The following is a 25189-nucleotide window of genomic DNA, read 5'->3' as shown; positions in this document are numbered from 1 at the left end:
CCAGCATGCTTCAAGGCAAAAAGATCATCTACGGTATCACGGGCTCGGTCGCCACGATCAAGGCGCCGATCGTCGCGCGCGAACTCATGCGCGCGGGTGCCGAGGTGCATTGCGTGCTGACGACGCATGCCGAACAATTCACGACGGCGTATGCGCTCTCGGTGCTAACCAAGCACGAAGCGATCACGAGCATATTCCCAACACCGCACTCCAGGCCGAGCACACAGCACTCCTCGACCTGGCATATCGATCTTGGCCGTTCGGCCGATGCAATGCTCATTGCACCATGTTCCGCGACGACACTCGGGAAACTTCGTTTCGGCATATACGATAATGCCGTATTGCTTGCTGCGGCTTCTCTTCGAGAGGGCACACCGTTGGTGGTCGCGCCGGCAATGGACGAGGAAATGTGGCTCCAACCTGCAGTACGGGAAAACATCGAGTGGCTCCGCGGGAAGGGCGTGTATGTTATCGAACCGACAAGCGGCGCACTCGCCAGTGGGCTCAGCGGGAAAGGCCGCATGAAAGAGCCGGACGAACTCGTCGAAGAATTTGCGCACATGTGGGCATCGGCAACTCCGACGACGCCGACACCGAACCCGAAGCCCGAACACGGCACGCTAAGCGGGAAGCGAATCCTCATTACCGGCGGTCCGACCTACGAACCCATCGACCCTGTTCGTTTCATCGGTAATCGTTCGAGCGGTAAAATGGGCGCGGCATTGGCGAACGTGGCACTGCAGGAGTTCGGGGCAGCCGTAACGCTCGTTATGGGCCCATCGAGCGAACAGACGGAAGGGTTGATGCATCGTATCGATGTCGAATCTGCCGCCGAGATGTACCGTGCAGTGATGCAGCAACTTCCTGCCGCCGATATTGTGGTCATGAGTGCGGCAGTGAGCGACTACCGCATCAAGAACTATTCGGCTGCAAAACTGAAGAAAGATGCGTCGCGCTCGGCGCTGACGCTTGAGCTCGAACTTACAACGGACATACTCAAAGATATTGCCGCGAATACACGCTCGGGGCAGTTCGTCGTCGGCTTCGCACTCGAATCGAAAGAGCGCGGCGAAGAATACGCAAGGAAGAAACTCACAGAGAAGTCGCTCGATATGATCGTTCTCAACTACTTCGACGAGGCGGGTGCAGGCTTTGCGACCGACACCAACCGGGTAACGATCTTTCTAAAGGACGGCTCGCGCCGCGACTTCGCACTTGCCGGTAAACGCGAGATCGCTCGCGAGATATTTACGCTCATTGCATCATTGATCTGATGTCGAACGAACGAACACTCGATCATGTGCTCGCCGATATCGAGCGGTGGGCCAATCAGCGGTTGCGCTCGGGCGAGGAACATTTCTATCTCGGCAAAGAGCGAATGCCAACGAGTTACGAATTGCACACACCAACAAGTAGAGAGGCAGTACAACAGCCAGTGACGATCGAAACCCACACCCAGCATCCTTCGACCTCCGAACCATGGGAGAATGCAACCGATCTCGTGATGCTCAAATCGATGATCGAGAACTGCACGAAATGCCCGTTGCATGAGACGCGCACCAAGTTCGTCTTCGGCGTCGGCAATCCGAATGCGAAAGTGATGGTCATTGGCGAAGCGCCCGGCGCCGATGAAGACAAGAAAGGCGAGCCGTTCGTCGGTAGAGCCGGTCAGCTGCTCGACAAAATGCTGCTTGCGATCAACTTCCCGCGTGAGGAAGTGTTCATCGCGAATATCCTCAAGTCCCGTCCGCCGGGAAATCGCGATCCGCAGCCTGCGGAAGTTGCAGCGTGCGAACCGTATCTCTGGAAACAGATCGACATCATCAAGCCGAAGATGATTTTGTGCATGGGCCGCATCGCGGGGATCAACCTGTTGAAAAATGGCATCGACACTCTCGCGAAGCTGCGGGGGAATGTGTATGATTTTCGCGGTGCGAAGGTGATGGTGACCTACCATCCTGCAGCGCTGTTACGCAATCCGAATTGGAAGCACGGGGCGTGGGAAGATCTGCAGAAGTTCAGGGCGTTGTATGATGAGATGATGCTCTCTGTCACCGAGTGACGCCAGGGAAGAATAGGCCACGGATAACACGGATCAAGCGGATGTGCGCGGATCGATCTCAACCGGCTTCCACGTCAGTGCCCTGGACGGGCAATTCTCTACGGCCACAATAATCTCCGCAGTGCTGGCTTCTTCAAGCGTGATCCACGGATGCTGACGCGGCTTGAAGACGGTCGGCAAGCCTCGGGCACAATTCCCACTATGCTGGCAGATCTCCGGTTTCCAGAATACCGTGATCTCGCCGTTCGTGTATGATTTATCGAAGTGGGACACTACTGCATAAAGAGATATGGCTCCCACGACTTATCGACAGTGCCGACATACTGACGCAGGAACACCACATGGTTCGGTTTGATCGGGCGTGAGCGCAGACGCATGTTCGATTCGTCGAGGCTCATGTTGCCTTTGCGATTATTACATCGGATACAGGCCGTGATGAGATTCTCCCACGAGTCCTCGCCGCCGCGCGATTTCGGGACGATATGATCGACAGTCAGCGCGCTGCGTGCGCCGCAATACTGGCACTGGTGTCCGTCGCGTCGCAGAATATTCTTGCGCGAGAGGATCACCTTCTTGAATGGGATGTGCACGTACTGCGAGAGCCGTACCACACTTGGGAATGGCATCGACGCATGCGCGGAATGGACGCGTTTGCCCGTTGCGGTCCCGACGATTTCCGCTTTTCCCATGAACAACAGTACGATCGCCTTCTGCACACTGCAGATGGTCAGCGGTTCGTAATTGCCGTTGAGGAGCAGAACTTTGCCGGAGAGAGAAGGGCTTAGGGTCCCGGATAATTCGGGACTGTCGGAGTTGAGGACGGACTCGGCAACATCGTCTTCGTCGAGTAACCGACGCAGATGTTGCTCAAATGAGCGATAACTACTGAAGACAGTGTTCTCCTTTCTTGTGACGCCGGCGTGCCAGGCCGGGATAGTGTGCTTTGTAATAGCAATTCAAATTTGTCAAAATGAATTCCCGAAACGGCGTTACCCTTCGGTTACTTCGTCCTGAGTTCTCCCTCGGCCAGTTAGCCGCCATAGATGCTTCGGCGGATCTCGCGGGCCAGCGAACCGGCATGTTCATCGGGTGCGATATCCTGTTTCAACGTCCGCGATGAGCGCGGATGCAGCATCGTAACGCTTCGCTGTAGCGTCGTACCATGTCGGCGGAACACAATGTCGAGCCGTTGCGGAGTCGCGTGATTCATCGAGAATTCGTCGGCATCGTCGCGTGTCATGTGCTGCCCGTTGATCGAAAGGATTGTATCGCCGATCGCAAGGCCGGCAGTATCGAGTTCGCTGTTGTCATAGAACGATTCGATCACGAGCGCGGAATCGTCGTGCACAAACCGCGTACGCCAGGCGAACCCGGAGTATTCGGTGTGTTCGACGTCTTTGAGCAGTCCAAGCTGCACGAGATAGGACGCGAGTGGCAGCGAATCGGTCCCGGCGATATAGCTCTTGTAGAAGCTCTGAAGGTTGAGGCCTGTGATCTTCTCGATGCGGCCGATGAGTTCTTCGTCTTTGAAGTAGTTCTTGTTCTTCGATTGCGCATAAAGCCCATGCATGACATCGTCGAGAGAATACTGGTCGTTCGTGCGAGTGCGGATCTCGATGTCGAGCATCAGCGCGACGAGCGGGCCTTTGGTGTAGAAACTCATGGCTTTCCCCAGATCGAACGCGCTCTCGTCGATCGAGAGTTGTTCGAGGGTTTCTTCTTTCACGGCGCGAGAACCACCGGACGCCATCGACCACTCGGCGATCTTTTTTTCGAAGGCGTGCGGCGGAAGGATTCCGCTGCGAGATAGCAGCGCATTTGCATAGTAGTCCGTAACGCCTTCGCTCAGCCAGAGCGATGTCGTCATCACGCGCTGTGTATAGTCGAACGGTCCGAGCTTGCTGGAGTGGATTCGTTTGACGTTCCAGAGATGGAAGAACTCGTGCGAGATTGTCGAGATGCCGAATTCCTTAAAGAAGGACCACGGCATGTTGATCATCAGATACGCGCTGGAATTTGCATGCTCCAATGCGCCGAATGCCTGGGATGGCGCTTTGGAAAACGTGGGTGCGTTGATCAGGAAGGTGTACCGTTTGAACGGGGTGTCACCGAAGAAATCGGTTTGTGACTTGACGATCTTTTTCGTATAGATCTCGAGCGAATCCATTAGGAACGACTCATCGCTTGCGACGACGACATCGTATTTCGCCCCACCTTGCTCGAATTCGCGCACTTGCAGCCCCTTGCCCGCCATGATCGGCGCATCGGCCAGTTCGTCGTAATTACTGGCATCAAGCGAAAGCGTCTTCGGAAGTTCGGCCGTATTGTTTGCCGTATACCCAGACCAGCCGGAGGGGATGAGATATCCGACCTTCGCCTTGAGCGATTTGTCATCGTTCATATACCCGAACAAGCAAGTCCCGTTCGCAAAGAAGAAATTGGTGTCGATATGACACATGGCGAAGTAAAGGCTCGTCGAGTCGAGATACGAGTTGATCACGGAGTATGTGATCTTCGCGGGCTTGGATCCGGCGGGCATCTCCCAGCGATTCTCATTCACTTTCGTTGCTGGGATCTCCTTGCCGGAGGCATCGACGACTTTGAAGTTCTTGACGAAGCGTCCGTAGTTCGTCACCGAATAGGCGCCCGGAGCCCAGACCGGCATTTGGTAACTTGGCTTCTTCGCCGGTTTGAGCCCGTGTATCGAAAGCTCGACGAAGGCTTCCTTCGAACCGGTCTTGGTAAGATCGACAGTGAACGATAGCTGCTGCGCAAGCGATGCCGAGGCAACGAGCATCAGAACAGTGGCGAGCATGAATGAGCGCATGAAGATATGTGTCGGATGAATGCATTGGTATGCGCAAATCACCCCAGAGAGTTTCATAAAACGAAACGGGCGACCCATGGCCGCCCGTTTCCCGCGTCTCCCGTGGCAGGGATCAGACGAGCTTCGAGTTGATGAGTGTCATGAACTCGGAACGCGTCGGCTTTTCTTTGAATGCACCCAGCATTGCACTGGCCGTCGTGACGGAGTTCTGTTTCTCGACGCCGCGCATCATCATGCACATGTGCCGTGCTTCGGTTACGACTGCTACGCCGAGCGGATTGAGATGCTCCATGAGCGTGTCGGCGATCTCGCGGGTCATACGTTCCTGTACCTGCAAGCGGCGGGCAAAGACCTCGACGATGCGCGGGATCTTCGAGAGACCCACGATCTTACCATTCGGGATGTAGGCGATATGCGCTTTCCCGAAGAAGGGGAGCATGTGATGCTCGCACATCGAGAAGAAGTCGATGTCCTTAACGATCACCATCTCGTCGACCTGTTCGTCGAAGATGGCGCCGTTGAGCACCTTCTCGATATTCATCTCATAGCCGCTCGTCAGATATCGCATGGCCTTTGCCACGCGGTGCGGCGTCCGTTTGAGCCCCGCGCGTTCGGGATCTTCGCCGAGCTCGACAAGCAGCGAACGCGTGAGCGAGCGAAGGGTCGGGTCCGATTCCGAGCCTTCTTTCGTATAGGGCATCTCGTCCGGCCCGTGCTCGAGCTCCGCAAGCTCGGCTTCGGTCATCGTTCGCGATGCATCGGCCATGCGGCCCGGTAATGTCGTCACAGGAGTCATACGTTTCGGTTTCTATGCATAGAGTGGGTGGTCTTCGATCGGCTGGCCCTGCGTTGCGTCGATGTCGTATCGCGGCAGCGGGCCGACCGGTTCGCCTCTGTATTCTACAAAATTGTTGTCGCTCTCGAATACTTTGATCGAGTGCAGCGTGCCTTCGGAAATGCGCGGCTCGAGCAATTGCCAAAAGACGATCGAGATGTTCTCGGCCGTCGGGATGATGCCGCGAAGCTCCGGGACGTCGAAGTTCAGATGCTTGTGATCGACGCGGTCAAGAATATACTCGTCGATCATGGCGGCGAGCTTTTTGAGGTCGATCACATAGCCGGTGAGCGGATCCGGGACGCCGGCGACAGTCACTTCGAGTGTATAATTGTGGCCATGCCCGTGTGGGTTGTTGCACTTATCGAAGACGGCCTCGTTGCGCTCGGCGCTGAACGTGGGGTTAAAGAGCCGGTGCGCGGCTGAGAAATGAGCTTTTCTGGTTACATATACCATAGTAATACCTCCGGCAAGTCCTATTACGCCGAGACCGGGCGAACGGATTCAAGAAGATCGTTTGATAATGCCATACGCTGCTCCTCTGTAAGGACGTGCTCGGCAAGATAGTTCGGGTGGCGGCAGACGAGGCTGATCCGGGTTGTGCGGTTGGCAAATGCCTGTACATCGTCGTCCGAAAGCTTCCATTTGATGTATTGCACCGCGCTGATACGATCGTCTTCGAGCTGCGATTCGTCGAACAGCGCAGGGAGCTCCTGGTTGCCGATCTTCAGAAACAACGAGTCCTTTCCAAGGCCGACGAGCGAATCGAGCATCGGCTTGATCAGGTGCTTCTCGGTGATGTCGATCAGGAGTGTCGCCGAGAGTTCGTTCTCCTTCGGTAGGATCTGGTTGTAGGTGTCGATCTCGTGCTGCATGCCCTCGTCAGTGATGATGCGCTCGGTGCGGATCATCTCCTGGATCTGGAAGAGTACGCTATCGCGATTCTCGAAGACGAGCGTCATATCCTCGCCAAGGTGCATGCGCCGCGGCTTCTTGGCAGCGATCACCTGCTGGCGGAAGGCAGTGCGCACCTTCTCGTACTCGTAGATATTCTTTACATCAGCAAATTCAATCGGTTTCATATACATGGTTGTCTATTTCAAACTTTCAATTGGCCACGGATGAACGCGGATCAAGCGGATTATCACGGATCGCTTTTCGTTCGTTGTCAAAGATCATCCGTTTGAACTGTGCTTTTGGGCCGAAATTCATGAGCAACCCTACTTCAATGTCTGTTGCTTTCAGATAATTGAGTAGTTGGGCTTCGTATTCTGGCGCAAGTCCTTCGGCTGCTTTGAGTTCGACAATGACGCAATGCTCTACAACAAGATCGGCATAATACAGCCCGACCCGAGAGCCTTCGTAGTATACTTCTATTTCTTGTTGTGTACTCGCGTGCAACCCTTGATTACGAAGTTCAAGACAGAGTGCTTGTTCATAGACCTTTTCGAGAAAACCGTATCCCAGCGTATTGTACACTTTGTAATACCCTCGAATAATCTTCTCGGTAATCGCTTGGTGCTTAATCATCTGTGCAAATCCGCTTGATCCGCGTTCATCCGTGGCCTATCGCCCCCGGTTCAAAAATTTCGTAAATCCCATCGCGCGATAGACGATCTCGATGGGATGGTCGGCGATCTCGCCGGTGCCTTCCTCGATGTGCAGGTGTGCGAGCGAGCAGTCGCTGGCGACCTTCGCGGGTTTCTCGCGTTCGATCGCCTTAAAGAGCTTCTTCCCTGCATCGAGCGAGATTTCGTAATACTCTTGCTTCATCGACCACGAGCCATCGTGGCCGGAGCATTGCTGGATCGTCTGGACCTCAACGCCGGGGATGAGCTTCAGCAGGTCGCGAGTCTGGAAGCCGATGTTCTGCACTTTCAGGTGGCACGGTACGTGGTAGCTCACTTTCATCGTCGACGCTCCTGGAAACTCGGTCTTGAGCAGCTTGCGGCGATGCAATTGCATCAAGTACTCGCACGGGTCGAGCGTTGCGGCAGCTAATCGTTTCGCCGCTTCCTTGTCCTGTGCGTACTGCTCGTACTCCAGGCGTAGCATCATCGAGCAGCTCGGGCTCATAGCGATGATCTTGTATCCTGCATCGACGAGCGGAAGCAGGCGTTCGATGTTGCGGTTGACCTTCGGATATACACGGTCGAGCTCGCCCGTGCCAAGCTCGGGCATGCCGCAGCATTCCTGTGGCGGGACGATCACCTCGACGTTATGTGCTTGCAAGATCTCCGTGAACTGCTCCGGCACCCACGGCCGGTTGTTGTTCATGAGACATGTATAATAGAGTGCGACTTTGTCCACTGGCGCCGCCACCGATGCGCCGTTCTTCTTCGCGCGCTTGTCGAACGGCTCTGCGTAATAATGGGGGAGTTTCTTCTTCTTATGCACACCGACGACCGATTGCATCAGCGAGCGGGTCATCGGGTTTGTGTTCGCCCAGTTAAAGAGAGCATTGAAGGTCGTCGCAATGTTCGCCGTCTTGTCGGCGTCGCCGAGGAACGAGTCTCGTAGCTTGTTCTTGAACGACTTGCCGTTCTCCTTCACATCGATCGCTTGCGCACGCAAGAGCAAGCGCGGGAAATCGAGTTGGTATTCGTGCGGCGGCGTGTACGGACACTTCGGGTAACACAGCTTACACTGATAGCAGGTATCGACCGTGTGCTTGTAATCGGCTGCCTTCAGTTGAAGTACGGGGTTCTCATGACCGATGCCTGCGGCAGTCTGCTTGTCGTCTTCCTGATCGATCCGATCGAAGAGATCGGCGAACGGCGGACAGAGATTGTCGCACAGCCGACATCCATTGCAGATATCGACAACACGAGTGAACTCCGAATCCAGCTCTTGCTTATCCCAGTATTTCGGGTCGTGCGGATCAAACCTCATCATAGGCAGGCGTCGAATCTTCAGGCTATTTCGATGACGATACTACCACTGCGCCGCGTTTGCCTTGCGGCGTTTCACGGCGCGACGCAGGGCAGTACCGTTATTGTTTTTTAATAGATGCGGGATTGCTCCCGCTGCGCGTAGTGCTTTGGCCCTACGCACACTCAGGGTGATACCAGCTTAGAGGGTATCGTGCGCTTTCTGGAAGCGGCCGGCATGCGACTTCTCGGCGCGTGCAAGCGTCTCGAACCATTCGGCGATCTCGTCGAAGCCTTCTTCGCGTGCCGTGCGTGCGAAGCCCGGGTACATTTCGGTGTACTCGTAGGTTTCGCCGGCCACTGCTGCGACAAGGTTCATCTTCGTATCGCCGATCGGCTTGCCCGTCGCCGGGTCGCCTACTTCGGCAAGAAATTCGAGGTGGCCGAACGCATGACCCGTCTCTCCTTCGGCAGTGTCACGGAAGACACCGGAAACATCCGGGTAGCCTTCGATATCGGCCTGACGTGCGAAGTAGAGATAACGACGATTCGCCTGCGACTCGCCTGCGAACCCTTCCTTCAGATTCTCATAGGTTTTGGTGTTTGCTAACGTTGGCATTGGTTACTCCTTAATTAGAAAGTAAATGAACAATTGTGAATGTGAATATCAGTGAGCGCTGCTGCACTTTGTGCAGAGGCCATAATACGACAAATTGTAGTTGCTGATACTGACGTGTTGCAGTTGCGGGTGGCGGTGTGCGTGGTCACGAACGTGCGGTGTGGGCGAAATGTCCAGGATGGCTCCGCAGCGGGTACAAACAAAATGTTCGTGATCTTCGATCATGCCATCGAAGCGCGTCGGTCCGTCGGCGAACTGCACCTCGCGGATCACGCCTTCCGAGGCAAGCAGCCGCAAGTTGCGGTAAACCGTGCCGAGCGAAATATGCTCAAGCGACTGGCGGGCAATATCATACACCTCTTCAGCCGTAGGATGCGTATGCAACGACTGCACGATCCCCCGGATGAGGTCCCGCTGACGGGTACTGCGCTTGCCGATTCTCGTTTCTTCCATATTAGTAATAGGAATGATTACTGTTAACTACTGCCCAGAAGATACAGTTCCGCTTAATTAGAATACGAGAAGCCATGCTGTATATGCTACCTCCAAAGAAATGGCCCCGGTTTGACCCGCTTATACCTACGTCATTCTGAGGGAAGCGAAGAATCCCTTTGGCGGAGCCTCACAGGGTTTCATCGAGGGATTCTTCGCTTCGCTCAGAATGACGTTGCATTGAGAGTATTAATATAATCCTACCCTGGTTACTACTTCCAGGCAATCGAAACCCTACCTTCACCCCTTCTTGTTTTCAGCGAACGACCAAATGGCACGCCACAAAAGCATTGAACCTGTCGGAGCGGATTCGCTCACCGATCGCCAGCGCGAGATTTTGCGCCTGGTGGTGCAGCAGTATGTGCTTACCGCGAACCCGGTCGGCTCTCGATATATATCGCGGATCAGTTCGTTGGGCCTTTCCGATGCGACATTGCGCAACGTGATGGCGGATCTGGAGTACCTGGGATACATCGACCATCCCCACACCAGTGCGGGAAGGATGCCCACCGACAAAGGGTACCGCCTGTATGTCGACAGCCTGATGTTACTCGAACATCTTTCGGCCAACGAACGCGCGGCGATCGCGCAGTCGATCTCGAACGCCGTAACGGCCGAGGATGTTGTGCGCGAATCGGCGACGATCCTTGCGAAATTTTCCAAGCAGCTATCCCTGCTCGTGCTTCCGGCATTGCAGGATGCGATCCTCGAACGCGTCGAGATTATCCCGATGAGCTCGCATCGAATCCTCATCGTCGTCGCGGCCTCGAGCGGACGAGTTCGCACGGTGACGCTCGAAACCGAGACGTCGATCAGCCGCTCGAAGCTCGATGAGCTCGCCGGGGTACTCAATGCACGGCTCAGCGGCAAGACCTTTCGCGAGGTCAAAGCCATTTTTGCCGAGAGCATCCGCGATCTTCCGCTCGAAGAGCAGTCGATCCTCCGAGTGTTTCTCGGAGCACCCGAACGGCTTTTTGACGATCCGGGCACCGAACGGGTGAAGATCTCGGGGGCCAACAATATGTTTACCCAGCCCGAATTCCAGCGCCGGGGAACATACTCGAGCGAAGAAGTACAGAGTATCATCGAACTCATCGAGAACGAAGAGGTTGTAATCCATATCCTCGAAGGTTCGGGTGCGGCGGATTCTCGAACCGATGCGATGCCCGTCTCGATCAAGATCGGATCCGAACTCGATAGCGGCTGGATGTCCAATTACTCGATTATCTCTACGACGTACCGGATCGGCGACCAGCACGGGACGATCGCGGTGATCGGTCCGAAACGAATGGATTACGGACGCGTAACACCCGTTGTAGAGTACGTCGCACAGGCGATGAGCAACACGCTTGCCTCGCGTCAATAGGAATTACGACCACGTATGTTTGAACGAAAAGAAAAAACGACCACACCGGAAGAACAGGTGTCCGAACAGGATCTTGGCGCCGAGGACCGTCAGGCTGCGCTCGAAGCAGAGCTTGCGTCGGCTAACGATCTGTTGCTTCGCCGCACCGCAGATCTCGAGAATATGCGCCGCCGCCATCAGCAGGAGCGGATGCAGTTGATCCTCGACGCGAATAAGCGGCTGATCACGGAGTTGTTGCCGACGATCGACGATCTCGAACGCACGCTCTCGTTCGTCAAACCCGAAGAGCAGTCGCCGATCACCGAAGGGGTCGAGCTCGTGTATAAGAATTTTCTCAAAGTACTCGAACAGCACAATGTCAAGCCGATCGAATCGGTCGGCAAACCGTTCGATGTGCATCTGCACGATGCCTTGATGGAGGAAGTGCGAACCGACGTTGAGCCGGGGACGATCACGACCGAAGTACAGAAGGGTTATCACATGCATGATGCAGTGCTGCGTCATGCCAAAGTCATCGTCGCAAAAGGAGCGGAAGAATAATCAGTGGACATGAAACGGGATTACTACGAGATACTGGGTGTCGGAAAGACGGCCTCGGAGGATGAGATCAAGAAGTCGTATCGCAAACTTGCGATGCAGTACCATCCTGACCGCAACCCGGGCAATACCGAAGCCGAAGAAAAATTCAAAGAGGCGACCGAGGCGTATGAGGTCTTGAGCGATACGGATAAGCGCGCCCGCTACGACCGATTCGGCCATCAGGGGATGCGCCAGAACGACTACGGCCAGTACCAGAACCCGCAGGATATTTTCAGCCACTTCTCCGATATCTTTTCGGGGATGGGTGGCGGAAGCATCTTCGACCAGTTCTTCGGCGGTCAGGGCGGAATGCGGACGCAGGCCGGACCGGAACGTGGCGCCGATCTGCAGATCCGCCTTGCGTTGTCGCTCGAAGAGATCGCGACCGGCGTCGAGAAGACCATTAAGGTTCGTCACTATCGTCGTTGCACAACCTGCAACGGTAGCGGCGCAAAGGAAGGCTCGGCACCGATGACATGTAATACTTGCGGCGGCGCCGGACAAGTACGCCAGGTCCGTTCGATGGGCTTCGGGCAGTTCGTCAACGTCGGTCCGTGCCCCACGTGTAACGGAACCGGGACGATCATTAAAGACAAGTGTGGCACCTGCAGTGGTGAAGGCCGCACCCAACAGGAGAGCACCCTCAAAGTGAAAATACCCGCCGGCGTGAGCGACGGTAACTATCTGACACTCAGTGGGCAGGGACATGCCGGACGTCGCGGTGGTGTTGCCGGCGATGCAATCGTAGTGATCGAAGAACTCGAGCATGATATCTTTGTCCGCGATGGCGACGATGTGATCCTCGATCTCGATATCACCTTCCCGCAAGCAGCGCTCGGCGCCGACGTCGAAGTGCCGACGCTTGGCGGCAGAGCCATTCTGAAGATTCAGGGCGGGATTCGCTCCGGGACGATCCTTCGCATGCGCGATAAAGGAATCCAACATCTTAACCGCAGCGGTAAGGGCGATCAGTTGGTGCGTGTTCATATTGTCACACCCACAAAAATCTCGCGTGCGGAAAAAGATCTGATCGAGAAGCTCTCGCAAGAAGAGAACTTCCGAGCAAGCGTTCACGGCGCCGAGAAATCTAAGGCCGGAAAGTCACGCTCCGGTGCGAAAAGCGAACAAGCTGGTGTGTTCGACGGCATCAAGTCGATGTTTAGCTAGCCACCCGATTAGCTAACCACCTGACAATATAGTGTTCTATCGACGGCGGCCTTGTGCCGCCGTTGTCGTTTTGGCGCAGTGTTGTATATTTGAGGCTCGAACGAAGCCTTCGATGTCGTGTCATTAGTGCCCAAATCGATCAACGCGTTTGTAGCGAGGTTGCGCAATATTGCGCTGAAGTTCTTCACGCCGCAAGAGTATCGTGCCGTGCTGCTCTTCATCGCGGCCGGTCTTGCCGTGCTTTGTTGGCGTGCAGGCCGGACAATCGTGACGCGTCACATTCCGCTGCTTCGTGATTCTGCCATCGTTGCGGCGACGCACCGCAACGACAGTCTCTTCGCGCTGCTTTCTCGGAAGGATTTCGTCCGCGACTCGCTCGAATTCTGGATGCCCGCCGAAAGTCTGGGGATCGACAACGAGCGGAAGATGGGCGGAGGGCTTTCGAAGAAAGAGCGCGATCTTACCGCTGGCTGTATTTCGCTCAATGGGTCGAGTGCAGATTCGCTCGCACTCCTACCCGGAATCGGGAAGGCAATGGCGGCGCGGATTGTTGCCTACCGAACGGAGCGAGGACGATTCCGGCGCCTGAGCGAGATCATGAATATCCACGGTGTCGGTGAAAAGACGTATGAACGGATCGTCCGGTATCTCCGCCTCAACTGATGCGAATTATTTCCGGGATTTATCGCAGCCGTGTGCTCGTCGCGCCGGGTGGGACGAAGACGCGCCCGACCTCTGACCGTGCCAGAGAGTCGCTCTTCAATATGCTTACGAACATGACCGACTTTCGCGATGCGGTCGTGCTCGACCTCTTCGCCGGCAGCGGGGCGTTTGGGTTGGAGGCGATCAGCCGTGGGGCCGCGAGAGCGGTCGAGGTCGATAGCTCCCGTGATGCCCAGAAGGCCATCGAGCGAAATGCACAGACCTTGGGCTGTGGCCCGAAGGTGCGGATTGCACGGGCCGATGTGTACTCGTGGATCGCGCAAGCTCATGAAATGTATGATGTTATCTTTGCCGACCCTCCCTATGACGACGAACGGACGCTGCGCGAATTGCCGGAAGCGCTGTTCTCCTCGCGGCTCTTAACTCCCGATTCTATTGTTATTATCGAGCACCGAAGCGGGTCGGATATTATTCCACCCGACGGTGCCGAGATCGTCAAGGAGCGTACCGCTTCGCTGGCGAAATTTACTTTTTTGCAACGACGTGGCAGCACTCACGAGCGCACAACCGAGACGGGTGATTTATCCGGGGACGTTCGATCCGATCACGAACGGACACCTTGATGTCATTGCGCGCGCTTCGGAGCTCTTCGACGAAGTAATCGTTGCGATCGCCACGAACAGCGCGAAGACGCCACTCTTTACCGAAGGGCAACGACGCACCCTCTGCGAAGAGGCCGTTGCCGAGATGTTGCCGAATGCCCGGACGATCCGTGTCGATGCATTCAGCGGCCTGCTCGTCGACTATGCCCACCGGACCAATGCGGTTGCGGTTGTGCGGGGACTAAGAGCGCTGAGCGATTTCGAGTACGAGTTTCAAATGTCCTTGATGAACCGCAAGCTCGAGCATCTGACCACCGTCTTTCTGATGCCGAACGAGCGGTATACGTATCTCAACTCTACGATCATTCGCGAACTTGCACGCTACGGACGAGACGTGTCGGACTTCGTCCCGAACTGTGTGCAGGCCGCGTTACGAAAGCGATTTGAAGCATGAGTGTTAGCGATATGACAATACGAGCAGCCGAAGAACGCCTCGCAGGACGACTCGATCAGGTTGAGGATTCCCCGACCTTGCGCATTGCGGCGCGTGCGACCGAACTCAGGAAACAGGGGCGCTCGATCGTCAGTCTCTCGACCGGAGAGCCGAACTTCATGACGCCGGATAATATCAAACAGGCCGCCATCCGTGCGATCAACGAAAATTTTACGAAGTACACTGCGGCAGAAGGCATGCCGGAGTTGCGCGAGCTGGTTGCCGGAAAATTTCGCGCTGATAACGGTATCCAGACGACAGCAGACCGCGTGATCATTACCTCCGGCGGCAAGCATGCACTCTCGAACGCACTCTTCGTTACGTGCGAGGCCGGCGATGAAGTAATCATCCCATCTCCGTTTTGGGCAAGCTACGAAGCGATCGCGCGCTTGTCGGAAGCAACTCCGGTGATTGTGAAGACGTCGCCCGAGAACGATTGGCTCCTGACGCCCGAACTGCTCGAGGCCTCGCTCACCGACCGCTCGCGGCTATTGATGCTCAATACCCCCGTCAATCCGACGAGCTCTTACTACTCCAAAGACGACCTCGCCGCGTTGGTGCCGGTGATCAAACAGTCCGGGATCCTCGTGCTAGTCGACGAGCTCTACGAAAAGCTTCTCTACGACGGGCACGAACACTATTCGCTTGGTGCATTCGGCGAGATCGCCGATCAGGTGATCACGGTGAACGGACTCTCGAAAGCATATGCAATGACCGGCTGGCGCTTGGGGTATGCGACCGGACCGAAATGGGTGATCGACGCGATGATCCGTCTGCAGTCTCAGGCCGTCTCGCATCCGAGTTCGATCAGCCAGAAAGCTGCCATCGAGGCGATCGGGGGACCGCAGGATTCGGTGGAAATGATGCGCCTTGCATTCCAAGGGCGTCGTGATCTTGTCGTGGGTCTTCTGAACGAGGTGCCCGGTATCTCGTTCACGTATCCAAAAGGTGCATTCTATGTGTTCTTCGATATCTCTTCCTATCTCGGGCGTCTCACACCGAACGGGAAGAAGATAGGAGGCTCGTTCGATCTGTGCGAGTACCTGCTCGAAACCGAGGGATTGGCGCTTGTCTCGGGCGATGCGTTTGGTGATCCTCACTTTGTCCGATTGTCGTTCGCCGCATCGAATGACGATATCGTCGAAGGTGTACGGCGTCTTCGCGCCGGTCTCGAGAAATTATCCTGAGCGAATGGAGCCGGACGTTCGCGATGCGCTTCGCTTATCGGTTGCCGAGACATTGGCGATCATCGACACGTTCATCCGCGACGAAGTGCGTCGCGCCGGGTTCGAGCGCGTGGTGCTTGGTCTTAGCGGCGGAGTCGATAGTGCACTGAGCGCGTTCCTCGCGGTTCGTGCACTGGGCAGCGAAAATGTCCATTGTGTGATGATGCCGTATCGCACATCGAGCGAAGCGAGTCTTTCCGATGCGAAGCTCGTCATCGAAGCGCTCGGGTGCTCGTCGGAAGTGGTAGAGATCACCCCGATGGTCGAACCGTTCTTTCAGGCAAATCCCGACATGTCGAATCTGCGCCGCGGCAATGTCATGGCTCGCGAGCGGATGATCGTCCTCTTCGATAGATCCGCAAAACTCGCTGCGCTGGTCCTCGGCACCTCGAATAAGACCGAAGGCCTGCTTGGCTACACGACGCAGTTCGGCGATAATGCCAGCGCGCTTAACCCGATCGGCGATCTCTATAAGACGCAAGTGTGGCAACTCTCGGAAGCGGTCGGTGTGCCGTCCTCGATTTTGCACAAAGCACCGAGTGCCGACCTTTGGGTGGGGCAAACGGACGAGCAGGAGATGGGTTTGAGTTACCGAGAGGTGGATAAGTTGTTGATAGAGATGGTCGATCATCGCGCGACCTTGTCCCAACTGGAGTCAATGGGGTTCGACCGAGCGCTGTGTGAGAAAGTCAGCCGAATGGTCCGGCGGTCTCAGTACAAACGTATGCCTCCCGTCATAGCAAAGATCGGTCAACGAACAATAAATGTGGACTTCCGATATCCGCGCGATTGGGGGAACTAATCACGTAATTTGTTGTTTTATATATAGTTAAGCGCAATTTGCTTCATTTTTCACGAGTTAGCGTACGAATTCCATCACAGGAAATTCTTGGCTTTCAACCAAAAATGTCGTATATTTGTATGCTTAGCTTTGTGGATAACTTTGAGGCAGGAATTCCCGTGCTGCCAGGAGACTGGCAGAGTGGGTGGCCAACCGGTAACGGTTGGAGTGCCGATAAGATGGTGAACAAATATAACTAATTCCGTACAAGTCGTGGCAAAAACAGCAGCAACAACCGCCGAGAAGCCGAAGCGGACGACCAGGGGTCGCACGCGCCGGCGCATGAAGTATATAACAGGCCTGTTGTTGTGCTCCGATTGCACGAAGACAGCCCGCAAAGAGATCGTCGGAGAAGCGCGCACCCAGGCTGCCGGCGAAGCTCCGCAGCCGATCGATCCGGTGACTGGCGAACGCCAGTCCGATAATTTGTGGGTTCGTTGCACGAAGTGTCATAACACGATGCTCGTCAACCTTGCAGCGATGCTCGACGATAAGCCGAAGCCGCACGCAAACCTGACAGCATCGGAGTGCACGCCCTACACGCCGCAGCGTATTTACGCCATCGGCGAGGCCGTCTATCATAAAGAGTGGGACGATATCGGTTCGGTTGTTTCCAAAGAAGTAACCGCAGGCGGTCGTCACGCCATCATTGTCAACTTCGACAAGATGGGTGAAAAGAAGCTGCTCGAAAATTTTGTAATCCAGTAACATTTCATTTTTCGATACCCGTAAAGGAGGGAGATAGGTAGTGGTAGGAATTATCATCCAAGATAACGAGCCGATCGATCGCGCTCTTCGTCGTTTCAAAAAGAAATACGAGCGTGCAGGGATCCTTCGCGAGTTTCGTCGCCGCATGGCATTTGAAAAGCCGTCGGTCGTCAATAAGATGAAACTTCAGCGCGCGGCTCGCCGCCAAAAGCGCCAGCAGGAAGAAATGAATTAAGCTTCCGCAAGCGCCTAACTCCCCAAAGGAGACTGTAAAGCCCATGTTCCGTGTTGGAACATGGGCTTTTATATTGCCGATCTATTAATTCGCATTTTCTACGGATATTTCCGTGTAACTATTTGGGGGTCAAAGTGTTTATTGTGCATCCCGTACAATGACCTTGTCGGTTATTGTGGAAACTATGAAACAGGTTTGTTGTAGGTCATCTTTAAACTGTTTCATGGTGGTCTCCTCAAACTTGTATTCAGTTGGTTGCATCAGTGGGATTGTCCCCCCTACGATGTGATCAAGCAACGTCCCCAGCGTTGTACGTGCCCTTGTTGAAATAGATTGTTTTTTTGAATCATTAGAACGACACATGAAAACCTTGTTAGAACACCAACGTGGCATATTTGCGGCGCTCGTGATCGTGCTTGCATCGTTGCTTGGCGCATCGGTTGCATCGGCGCGTGTCAACACGACGTTGCTCAGCGAAGACTTCTCGGAGGGGTACGTCCCGCCGCCGGGCTGGAACAGTGACAATTATTCCTGGGGAGCCAGCTACTGGTCCTCTGCCGGGGCAGGAGACTACAACGGCTCCTGGGTCTTCGATCTCTGGGATTGCGATAACGACAATATCTACAGCCCGACGATCGATCTGAGCAGCTATGACGTGAACACGACCGTTACGCTCGACTTTGACATGTACATGGAGTTCAACTACTATGACATGGACGCGCAGAGTTGGAGCGGCGAAGGTGGAGCTCAGTTCATGGTTTTCCCGGACGACGGCTCGGGTAACTTCTGGAGCAACCAACCGCTCAAGGATCTCTCCTATACTTCCGATAACTATACGTACTCCAGCGGAGCCGACTATCAGATCTACGATCCTGATGTCAATAGCGGCAGCTGGCGTCACTACACTATCACCATTCCGTCGCAGTATTATTACTCGACATTCCGATTGGTGTTCATGGCGCAGCCGTACTGGAACTGCAACGGTGGTAATATCGCCATCGATAACGTGGTTGTCACTGCAAGCTTGCCGCAGAATATCAACTTTACGCCTGGTGTCATGGACTTCGGCGCGGTCGAATCCGGACAGCAGTCAACACCACAGTGTGTTACGCTCACCAATACGAGCACTGCGCCGGTCGATATTTCCTCGATCTACTTTGTCGGACCGGACGCGGATGAGTTTGCGCTCAGCGGCACCGTCCCGACCAGCATTCCGGCAAATTCGGATGTCGATGTATGCGTCCAGTTCAACCCGAACGGAAATGGCAACCGCAGCGCAAAGCTGATCGTCAATAACACTTCGGATAACTATGCTTCCGTCAGTGTCGATGTCAAGGGCCTTGCCCAAGCGCCGGTCATTCAGTTGATCCCTGTTGGTGCGCACAACACGACAACGAAGATGTTCTTCACCACCACCAAACGGCTTGGCGATACGCTCGAGCAGACGATGCTGTTGCAGAACATCGGAGCCGGTGATCTGCACATCCTTCCGGCTACGAGCATCACGGGCGATTTCCCAGGGGAGTATTTTATTTCCCAGTTGCCTGTAGCGGGTGTCCCGGCTGGTTCGATCGATACGATCCGCGTGAAATTCACGCCGACGATCGAAGGATTGCATGGCGCAAAGCTCAATATTATCAGCGATGCTGCGAACGGCACACAGGTTGTCAATCTCGACGGTGTTGGCGTATTGCCGAAGATCGTCGTGACTCCCGATCCGCTTCGCTTCGATTCGACAAAGATCGGCGATACGGTCTGCACGTCGGTCACGGTGTATAATCCGGGCAGCGATACGTTGAAGTTGAAGAACCAGGTGATCACCAGCAACGAAGGCGATTTCAAGATCGGTCTCTTGACGGCAGAGTTTACCTCGATCCCGCCGGATAAGAGCCGCGACATCAGCATCTGTTTCATCCCGAAGCAGGCAGGTTCGCGCGAGGCTCGCTTGACGTTGTTCACGAATATTCCGCGTACGTTCGATTCCCCGCGTCTCGATACCGGAACAATCGTTGTTGCAATTGGCGGCACTGGCGTTCCGTACGGTTCGCTCGCGATTATCAATGGCAAGAGCGGTGTCGATTCGACGATCGTCGGTACGCAGATCTGTCGTGTTGACACGATCTGGAATATCGGTTCCGCCGATATTACAGTAAAGAACATCGGCATCAGCGGCAGCGAACAGGGTGATTTCAACTTCTCCGGTGTGAGTTTCCCGTTGGTGATCCACCCGAAGAGCTATGTCGTCGTCAACGTCTGCGCGACGCCTTCGGCACGCGGCTTGCGTCGTGCGCAGCTGACGGTAAATGGCACGTCGACGGATTCGACGGTCACTTCCTCGATCCCGTTGGTCGTGTACGGACAACTCGTCTGTGCAGCGCCGAACCCACAGGCTCTCTTCCTCGACACGAAGGTGCTGAAGTCGACCGACTCGGTGCAGTGTGTCGAAGTGACCAATTGCGGCGATGTCGCGACCGTGTATAATGCACAGGTATCGAACACGACGTATTATTCGGTGACACCGGCGCAATCCGCGCTGATTCAGCCGGGTCAGACCGTGGACTTCTGCGTACACTTCAATCCGACCGTCACAGGCGAACAGGATGCGAAACTCGTGATCACTGCCCCGAACCTCGCTGATGTCAATGTCGACCTCAAGGGTGTCGGAGCATGTGCAAACCTGACGAGTCAGAACTTCGTCGTGCCGGTCACGAACGCCGGTGGTCATTCGACCTTCGCGATCACGATCGACAATACCGGAAACTACGATTATGTTCTCGGTACTCCGGTACTGACGCAGCCTGCGTCGGATAGTGCATACCGTATTATTTCGCCGGTTCCGACAACCGTTCCGGCCGGTGGTAATGTGCAGATCACGATCGGGTACGATCCGAGCAAGACGCAGACGACCTACACCGGTTCGCTCAGCTTCCCGAACGGCGGCCCATGCACCGAGAACACTCCTGGGTTGAACTGGTCACAGACGACCGGTACCGAGAGCGTTTCGCAACAGACGGAGCAGTCCGGTTTCGTGCTCGAGCAGAACTATCCGAACCCGGCGTCGAGCCAGACGAGCTTCTCGTTCACGACGCCGCGTGAAGCTGCAGTCACGGTGACCCTGAGCGATCTGACGGGTCATGCGATTCGCACGCTCATCAACGGCCGCGTCAGCGAAGGCGCACACGTTGTTACGCTTGATGCCAGCACCCTTGCAAGCGGTACGTATGTGTACACGCTCCAGAGTGACGGTGTCAGACTGAGCCGACTGTTGGTCCTCACCAAGTAAAATTGGTGTTCATAATGAGGAAGCGTACCCGGGGCTTGCGCCTCGGGTGCGCTTTTTTATTGACTGTATGTAACTGAATCCTGTGCGTCGAGGGGAATGATAAATGTTGTTCTCACACACACTTTTTCTTCGACAAAAGAAGAATACGTGCATTAGTTTTCTGGCGGGATTGTTTAGTGTGTGTCCACCTCGTCAGTCAAGAGGAACTGGCGACGACCGCAGAAATGACCAGGTCGCATTCACTCCACCTGTGATTATCTGATGCAAGCCGTTTCGGCGAATTATTGTTTTGAAATATTGCAGAGCAACGTTCCCTCTCACCACCCATTGCTCACTCGATAACAGGAGACTGTTTGATTGCCTGAAGTCTCCACCGCAACTCAGGCAGTATGCCCGCCTCGGACTTCGCGACTCCCCAGGCCGTTCGAGACCCGTATTGATCAATCTGTCAACGTAACGAACCTACTACAATGAAAACCATGGTATCATCCGGAGGACGGATCCGATACATCCTCTATTATATCGCGCTATTTTGTGCCCTCGGGTCGGTGACCGCGACGGCGTCCACGACAACAACACTTCTGTCGGAGGATTTTTACGGCGGGCCGTTCCCGCCGACCGGCTGGAGTCACGATCACGGCGGCAGTACGCCGGGTAGTTATTGGTCGCAGCACGGAGCAGGCGGCCATAACGGGTCGTGGGTAATGAATATGTGGGACTGCAGATGGGATCGTATTTATAGTCCCTCGTTAAACCTCAGCAGCTATGATCCCCAACTGGACTCGGTGTTTGTTGAATTCGATGTCTATATGGAATTCAACTGGAAGGATGAGCAGCAAGTCTGGTCGCACGGACATGGCGGTTCGCAATTTCAGGTGTTTCCTGATAACGGCGATGGTGGGTATCTGAGCGCAAGCCCGCTCCTCGATCTTTCCTATACGTCAGACTATTACACCTACGATAATTCTGCGTACGGGAATTGGTGGGAGTTGGCCGATCCGAATACATCGTGGTCGAGTTGGCGTCATTATAAAATGATGGTGCCGAGCACATATTGGTATTCGACGTTCCGACTCGTGTTCTTTGCGCAAACTATCTATAATTGCAACGGAGGCAATATCGCCTTCGACAATGTCGTCGTATCCGTGAAGCAGCCGCAGTTGATCTCGTATGAGCCGACAGCGATGGATTTCGGTGGCCTCATTATCGGACGGCAGAGCGAACCACAGTGCGTGAGCATCACGAACAACAGCTCTGCGTCAGTCGCAATCTCCTCGGCAGTCATCGCCGGAGATGGCGCCGGTGAATTCCAGATCGTCGGTGAAGTACCCGAGAGCATCGCACCGCATGCTTCCGTGGATATCTGCGTCGTATTTGCACCGACGATCCATGCTGTAGACTCGGCAGAACTGGTGGTGAACAATGCATCGGATAACAACCCCGAGATCATCGTCACGCTCCGTGGCATTGGCTTGCAGCCACTGATAGAACTCATCCCCGTCGATGCACATAATACACCGACGAGGCTGTTTACGCAAGTGTATGTCACCCTCGGCGACACGCTGGAGCAAACAATGCTCGTCAAGAATGTCGGAGACGGTAACTTGCGCGTGTGCGGCTCGACGGACATTGGCGGTGATTTCCCGAATGAGTATTTCATTTCGCAACTCCCATCCGACGGGATTCCGGCCGGAGGCATCGATACGATTCGGGTCAAATTCACCCCGACGATGGAAGGGCTGCATCGGGCAGAGCTCAATGTCGTGAGCAATGCGCTCAATGGCACGCAGTATGTGGATCTCAACGGGACCGGTATCCTGCCGAAGATCGTCGTCGAACCGAACCCACTGACGTTCGACTCGCTCTTGATCGGCGGGAATGTCCGAACGGATCTTCGGATCAGTAACCCCGGCAGTGACACACTGTGGTTATTGAATCAGGTGATCTCCTCGAACGACGGCGATTTCGTGTTCGATCTGTTGCCAAGAGAAAACTCGTTCATTCCGCCGGGAATGTCGAGATTCATCGGCGTGAATTTCATGCCGAAGCGACCCGGAATCCGTACCGCGACGCTGACACTCTTTACCAATATTCCATTGACATTCGAATATGAAGCCGGTGGCGCTGGCGAGGGCGGCGGCAGCTACTTAAGCGTCATGACGCCGATTCGCCGTGATACGGGTACGATCCGTGTCGAAATCAGTGGGACGGGTGTCCCGTACGGTGAGCTCTTCCTCTCGCGTGGAGGATCCGGAGATGCCAAACTGGATTCGACGATTATCGGCACGACCGTCTGTGCGATCGATACGATCTGGAATTTCGGCGAGGCCGATATCAAAATATCCGATATGTATATTCAAGGACTGAACGCATCGGAATTCGGTATCAGCAATCCGGGTGTGCCGTTCATCGTTCGGGCAAAGACATACCACACGGTGGAAGTATGCGCAACGCCGGCACAGCGCGGGATCCGGGCAGCGACAATGGTGGTCAAAGGGACCTCTGCAGAGCTCTCGTTGCAAGCATCGCTTCCGGTAGTCGTATTCGGCCAGGAGGTATGTGCCTCGCTTAACCCCGACAATACGGTGCCGCTATTCGAAGAACACTTCGTCGTGAAGAACACCGATTCGGTGTTGTGCGTCGAAGTCACCAACTGCGGCGATGTTACGGCCGTCTATTCGGCGCATTTGACCGACGACACGTACTATACGGTTACGCCGTCGCAATCGCCGTCGGTGCAGCCGGGACAGAGCACGACGTTCTGTGTGCGGTTCGTTCCGACGGGCGTGGGTGAATTCGATTCGCGTCTCGTGGTTGGCACCGAATATCTGAACTCGATGGTGCTCGATCTCAAAGGCATCGGAGCGTGCGCTAACTTGAGCAATCGTGAATTCACGGTGCCGATAACCAACGTCGGCGGTCACTCGACGTTTGCTGTGACGATCGACAATACCGGTAACTATGACTATGTGCTTGGCACACCGTCGTTAGTGCAGCCGGATAGTGCGTATCGGCTCATCGAGCCCGTGCCGACTGTCGTCCCATCGGGAGGCAATGTGCAGATCATGATCGGATACGATCCGACTAAGCATCAAACCACCTATACCGGTGCACTGACCTTCCCGAATGGCGGACCGTGCACCGATAACGAGGTTGGCGTAAGTTGGATGCAGGTAACCGGTACCGAAGGCGTCACGCAGACGACGGAAGAATCCGGCTACGTGCTTGGCCAGAATTATCCGAACCCGACACCGGGTCAGACGAGCTTTACGTTCACAACGCCGAATGAAGCGAACGTGACAGTTCGGCTGAGCAATCTGACAGGATATGTCGTCCGGACACTGATCGATGGCCGCGTGAGCGAGGGATCGCATGTCGTCACATTCGACGGCAGCGACCTTGCCAGCGGAACATACATCTACACTCTCGAAAGCGAGGGGGTCAGACTGACAAGACTGTTGGTCCTCACAAAGTAATAATGGTGTTCTAATGAGGAAAAGCGCACCCGGGGCATACGCTCCGGGTGCGCTTTTTTTGTCTGCTTCGGTGTTCTCCTATCCTAATTCTCGGCCCGTTATGGAACAAGAACTTGTCTGGATTACCGGCGCGTCGACCGGCATCGGTCGTGCATGTGCCAAAGCGCTTGCCGCAAGCGGAAGGACCGTGATCGTTTCCGCACGACGTAAGCAAGGGCTTCTGAGCTTGGTAGCCGAGATCAAAGCAGCCGAGGGACATGCGGTTGCGATCGTCTGTGACGTCAGTGATGAAGTCGATGTCGACTGGGCCGTCAAATCTATTCGCAAGACGTACGGCCGCGGACCGGATATCCTCATCAATAATGCAGGCATTTCTCCGTATCAGGATATCGAGGATACGACGACAGAAGTGTTCGATCAGGTGATCAACACGAACCTCGTCGGCAACTTTCTGTGTGCCAAAGCGGTCCTTCCCGATATGATCGAGCGCGGGAAGGGATCGATCGTCCAGATGTTATCGATCGCCAGCCGCAAGGGGTTCGCCGGAGGTACGGCGTATGGGTCCAGCAAATTTGCATCGCTTGGGTTTACCGAAGCCCTTCGTGAGGAAGTCAGAAGGAAAGGGATTCGGGTCATCGCGGTATTGCCCGGTGCGACGGAAACCCCGACGTGGGATCCTGCCGAACGCGAAGAATTTCACGATCGGATGATGCAACCCGAAGACATCGCTGCCGCGATCGTCGCCGCACTCGACGAGCCGCAGCGTGTGCTCGTCGAAGAACTACTGATCCGTCCGATCGGCGGCGACCTGTGATGTCGAACTGATTGATTATCGAATCTTCGTT

Annotated in this window: 25 protein-coding genes; 15 read left to right on the top strand and 10 right to left on the bottom strand. The window is 55.1% G+C overall.

Annotated features, from left to right (window positions below):
• Nucleotides 1-5: 5 nt before the first annotated feature.
• Together coaBC and JSS75_11470 are read left to right on the top strand one after the other, a co-directional pair.
• Entirely contained in the window at nt 6-1274 is a 1269-nt protein-coding gene (gene coaBC, locus JSS75_11475) for a bifunctional phosphopantothenoylcysteine decarboxylase/phosphopantothenate--cysteine ligase CoaBC (protein MBS1904316.1), read from the top strand.
• 104 nt (nt 1275-1378) lie between these two features.
• The gene (locus JSS75_11470) at nt 1379-2062 is read left to right on the top strand and encodes a uracil-DNA glycosylase (GenBank protein MBS1904315.1); all 684 of its coding nucleotides are present in this window, start codon (nt 1379-1381) and stop codon (nt 2060-2062) included.
• A gap of 33 nt (nt 2063-2095) precedes the next feature.
• Here the strand turns inward: JSS75_11470 and JSS75_11465 are convergent, their stop codons facing one another.
• The 10 genes from JSS75_11465 to JSS75_11420 form a co-directional block, all read right to left on the bottom strand.
• Nucleotides 2096-2335, bottom strand: a complete 240-nt coding sequence (locus JSS75_11465) for a (4Fe-4S)-binding protein (GenBank protein ID MBS1904314.1) — start codon at nt 2333-2335, stop codon at nt 2096-2098.
• On the bottom strand, nt 2335-2751 hold the full coding sequence (locus JSS75_11460) for an HNH endonuclease (protein MBS1904313.1): 417 nt from the start codon (nt 2749-2751) through the stop codon (nt 2335-2337). The genes JSS75_11465 and JSS75_11460 overlap by 1 nt, the downstream gene beginning before the upstream one ends.
• 341 nt (nt 2752-3092) lie before the next feature.
• Nucleotides 3093-4877, bottom strand: a complete 1785-nt coding sequence (locus tag JSS75_11455) for a M61 family metallopeptidase (GenBank protein ID MBS1904312.1) — start codon at nt 4875-4877, stop codon at nt 3093-3095.
• Between the two features lie 124 nt (nt 4878-5001).
• Nucleotides 5002-5589, bottom strand: a complete 588-nt coding sequence (gene folE / locus JSS75_11450; GenBank protein ID MBS1904311.1) for a GTP cyclohydrolase I FolE — start codon at nt 5587-5589, stop codon at nt 5002-5004.
• Between the two features lie 108 nt (nt 5590-5697).
• Nucleotides 5698-6180, bottom strand: coding sequence for a 6-carboxytetrahydropterin synthase (locus JSS75_11445; GenBank protein MBS1904310.1), 483 nt, complete (start codon nt 6178-6180; stop codon nt 5698-5700).
• Nucleotides 6181-6203: 23 nt separating this feature from the next.
• A complete protein-coding gene (locus JSS75_11440) occupies nt 6204-6806 on the bottom strand; it encodes a DUF3501 family protein (protein MBS1904309.1) in 603 nt (200 codons plus the stop codon).
• Between the two features lie 25 nt (nt 6807-6831).
• Nucleotides 6832-7254, bottom strand: a complete 423-nt coding sequence (locus tag JSS75_11435) for a GxxExxY protein (protein ID MBS1904308.1) — start codon at nt 7252-7254, stop codon at nt 6832-6834.
• Between the two features lie 36 nt (nt 7255-7290).
• Complete coding sequence (locus tag JSS75_11430; GenBank protein ID MBS1904307.1) at nt 7291-8619, bottom strand: 4Fe-4S dicluster domain-containing protein; 1329 nt, start codon at nt 8617-8619, stop codon at nt 7291-7293.
• Between the two features lie 177 nt (nt 8620-8796).
• A complete protein-coding gene (locus tag JSS75_11425; protein MBS1904306.1) occupies nt 8797-9213 on the bottom strand; it encodes a rubrerythrin family protein in 417 nt (138 codons plus the stop codon).
• Nucleotides 9214-9261: 48 nt separating this feature from the next.
• Complete coding sequence (locus tag JSS75_11420) at nt 9262-9666, bottom strand: transcriptional repressor (GenBank protein MBS1904305.1); 405 nt, start codon at nt 9664-9666, stop codon at nt 9262-9264.
• A gap of 310 nt (nt 9667-9976) precedes the next feature.
• On the opposite strand from JSS75_11420, the gene hrcA reads away from it, so the two are divergent.
• The 13 genes from hrcA to JSS75_11355 all read left to right on the top strand — a co-directional run bounded on the left by hrcA (nt 9977) and on the right by JSS75_11355 (nt 25158).
• Nucleotides 9977-11071, top strand: coding sequence for a heat-inducible transcription repressor HrcA (gene hrcA, locus JSS75_11415; protein MBS1904304.1), 1095 nt, complete (start codon nt 9977-9979; stop codon nt 11069-11071).
• A gap of 15 nt (nt 11072-11086) precedes the next feature.
• Nucleotides 11087-11611 (top strand): nucleotide exchange factor GrpE, encoded by a 525-nt coding sequence (locus JSS75_11410; protein ID MBS1904303.1) that lies wholly within the window; start codon nt 11087-11089, stop codon nt 11609-11611.
• Nucleotides 11612-11620: 9 nt separating this feature from the next.
• Complete coding sequence (dnaJ, locus tag JSS75_11405) at nt 11621-12817, top strand: molecular chaperone DnaJ (protein MBS1904302.1); 1197 nt, start codon at nt 11621-11623, stop codon at nt 12815-12817.
• Between the two features lie 126 nt (nt 12818-12943).
• Complete coding sequence (locus JSS75_11400) at nt 12944-13480, top strand: helix-hairpin-helix domain-containing protein (GenBank protein ID MBS1904301.1); 537 nt, start codon at nt 12944-12946, stop codon at nt 13478-13480.
• The gene (gene rsmD / locus JSS75_11395; GenBank protein MBS1904300.1) at nt 13480-14103 is read left to right on the top strand and encodes a 16S rRNA (guanine(966)-N(2))-methyltransferase RsmD; all 624 of its coding nucleotides are present in this window, start codon (nt 13480-13482) and stop codon (nt 14101-14103) included. The genes JSS75_11400 and rsmD overlap by 1 nt, the downstream gene beginning before the upstream one ends.
• On the top strand, nt 14057-14536 hold the full coding sequence (gene coaD, locus JSS75_11390; protein MBS1904299.1) for a pantetheine-phosphate adenylyltransferase: 480 nt from the start codon (nt 14057-14059) through the stop codon (nt 14534-14536). Before rsmD ends, coaD begins: the two co-directional genes overlap by 47 nt.
• 11 nt (nt 14537-14547) lie before the next feature.
• The gene (locus JSS75_11385; protein ID MBS1904298.1) at nt 14548-15762 is read left to right on the top strand and encodes a pyridoxal phosphate-dependent aminotransferase; all 1215 of its coding nucleotides are present in this window, start codon (nt 14548-14550) and stop codon (nt 15760-15762) included.
• 4 nt (nt 15763-15766) lie between these two features.
• Nucleotides 15767-16603 carry an NAD+ synthase gene (locus JSS75_11380; GenBank protein MBS1904297.1) on the top strand — a complete coding sequence of 279 codons (837 nt, stop codon included), beginning with the start codon at nt 15767-15769 and terminating at the stop codon, nt 16601-16603.
• Between the two features lie 252 nt (nt 16604-16855).
• Nucleotides 16856-17350, top strand: coding sequence for a hypothetical protein (locus JSS75_11375; GenBank protein ID MBS1904296.1), 495 nt, complete (start codon nt 16856-16858; stop codon nt 17348-17350).
• 40 nt (nt 17351-17390) lie between these two features.
• Nucleotides 17391-17585 (top strand): 30S ribosomal protein S21, encoded by a 195-nt coding sequence (gene rpsU / locus JSS75_11370; protein MBS1904295.1) that lies wholly within the window; start codon nt 17391-17393, stop codon nt 17583-17585.
• Between the two features lie 361 nt (nt 17586-17946).
• Complete coding sequence (locus tag JSS75_11365; GenBank protein ID MBS1904294.1) at nt 17947-20868, top strand: choice-of-anchor D domain-containing protein; 2922 nt, start codon at nt 17947-17949, stop codon at nt 20866-20868.
• A 479-nt stretch (nt 20869-21347) separates the two neighbouring features.
• Nucleotides 21348-24344, top strand: coding sequence for a choice-of-anchor D domain-containing protein (locus JSS75_11360; protein MBS1904293.1), 2997 nt, complete (start codon nt 21348-21350; stop codon nt 24342-24344).
• 100 nt (nt 24345-24444) lie between these two features.
• On the top strand, nt 24445-25158 hold the full coding sequence (locus JSS75_11355) for an SDR family oxidoreductase (GenBank protein MBS1904292.1): 714 nt from the start codon (nt 24445-24447) through the stop codon (nt 25156-25158).
• Nucleotides 25159-25189: the final 31 nt, after the last annotated feature.

This window comes from Bacteroidota bacterium (assembly GCA_018266755.1).
In the GTDB taxonomy this organism is placed as follows: domain Bacteria; phylum Bacteroidota; class Ignavibacteria; order Palsa-1295; family Palsa-1295; genus JAFDZW01.
The sequence above is the reverse complement of the archived record's forward strand: the minus strand, read 5'-3'. Positions and strand labels throughout refer to the sequence as shown.

Excerpts from the sequence above, each read along its gene's own strand:
- JSS75_11355 (MBS1904292.1), top strand. The coding sequence starts at position 24,445 with ATGGAACAAGAACTTGTCTGGATTACCGGCGCGTCGACCGGCATCGGT.
- JSS75_11430 (MBS1904307.1), bottom strand. The coding sequence starts at position 8,619 with ATGATGAGGTTTGATCCGCACGACCCGAAATACTGGGATAAGCAAGAG.
- JSS75_11435 (MBS1904308.1), bottom strand. The coding sequence starts at position 7,254 with ATGATTAAGCACCAAGCGATTACCGAGAAGATTATTCGAGGGTATTAC.
- JSS75_11440 (MBS1904309.1), bottom strand. The coding sequence starts at position 6,806 with ATGAAACCGATTGAATTTGCTGATGTAAAGAATATCTACGAGTACGAG.
- JSS75_11460 (MBS1904313.1), bottom strand. The coding sequence starts at position 2,751 with ATGGGAAAAGCGGAAATCGTCGGGACCGCAACGGGCAAACGCGTCCAT.
- JSS75_11410 (MBS1904303.1), top strand. The coding sequence starts at position 11,087 with ATGTTTGAACGAAAAGAAAAAACGACCACACCGGAAGAACAGGTGTCC.
- dnaJ (MBS1904302.1), top strand. The coding sequence starts at position 11,621 with ATGAAACGGGATTACTACGAGATACTGGGTGTCGGAAAGACGGCCTCG.
- rsmD (MBS1904300.1), top strand. The coding sequence starts at position 13,480 with ATGCGAATTATTTCCGGGATTTATCGCAGCCGTGTGCTCGTCGCGCCG.
- JSS75_11385 (MBS1904298.1), top strand. The coding sequence starts at position 14,548 with ATGACAATACGAGCAGCCGAAGAACGCCTCGCAGGACGACTCGATCAG.
- JSS75_11420 (MBS1904305.1), bottom strand. The coding sequence starts at position 9,666 with ATGGAAGAAACGAGAATCGGCAAGCGCAGTACCCGTCAGCGGGACCTC.
- hrcA (MBS1904304.1), top strand. The coding sequence starts at position 9,977 with ATGGCACGCCACAAAAGCATTGAACCTGTCGGAGCGGATTCGCTCACC.
- folE (MBS1904311.1), bottom strand. The coding sequence starts at position 5,589 with ATGCCCTATACGAAAGAAGGCTCGGAATCGGACCCGACCCTTCGCTCG.
- JSS75_11380 (MBS1904297.1), top strand. The coding sequence starts at position 15,767 with ATGGAGCCGGACGTTCGCGATGCGCTTCGCTTATCGGTTGCCGAGACA.
- JSS75_11360 (MBS1904293.1), top strand. The coding sequence starts at position 21,348 with ATGGTATCATCCGGAGGACGGATCCGATACATCCTCTATTATATCGCG.
- JSS75_11470 (MBS1904315.1), top strand. The coding sequence starts at position 1,379 with ATGCCAACGAGTTACGAATTGCACACACCAACAAGTAGAGAGGCAGTA.
- coaBC (MBS1904316.1), top strand. The coding sequence starts at position 6 with ATGCTTCAAGGCAAAAAGATCATCTACGGTATCACGGGCTCGGTCGCC.
- JSS75_11425 (MBS1904306.1), bottom strand. The coding sequence starts at position 9,213 with ATGCCAACGTTAGCAAACACCAAAACCTATGAGAATCTGAAGGAAGGG.
- JSS75_11455 (MBS1904312.1), bottom strand. The coding sequence starts at position 4,877 with ATGCTCGCCACTGTTCTGATGCTCGTTGCCTCGGCATCGCTTGCGCAG.
- JSS75_11445 (MBS1904310.1), bottom strand. The coding sequence starts at position 6,180 with ATGGTATATGTAACCAGAAAAGCTCATTTCTCAGCCGCGCACCGGCTC.
- JSS75_11365 (MBS1904294.1), top strand. The coding sequence starts at position 17,947 with ATGAAAACCTTGTTAGAACACCAACGTGGCATATTTGCGGCGCTCGTG.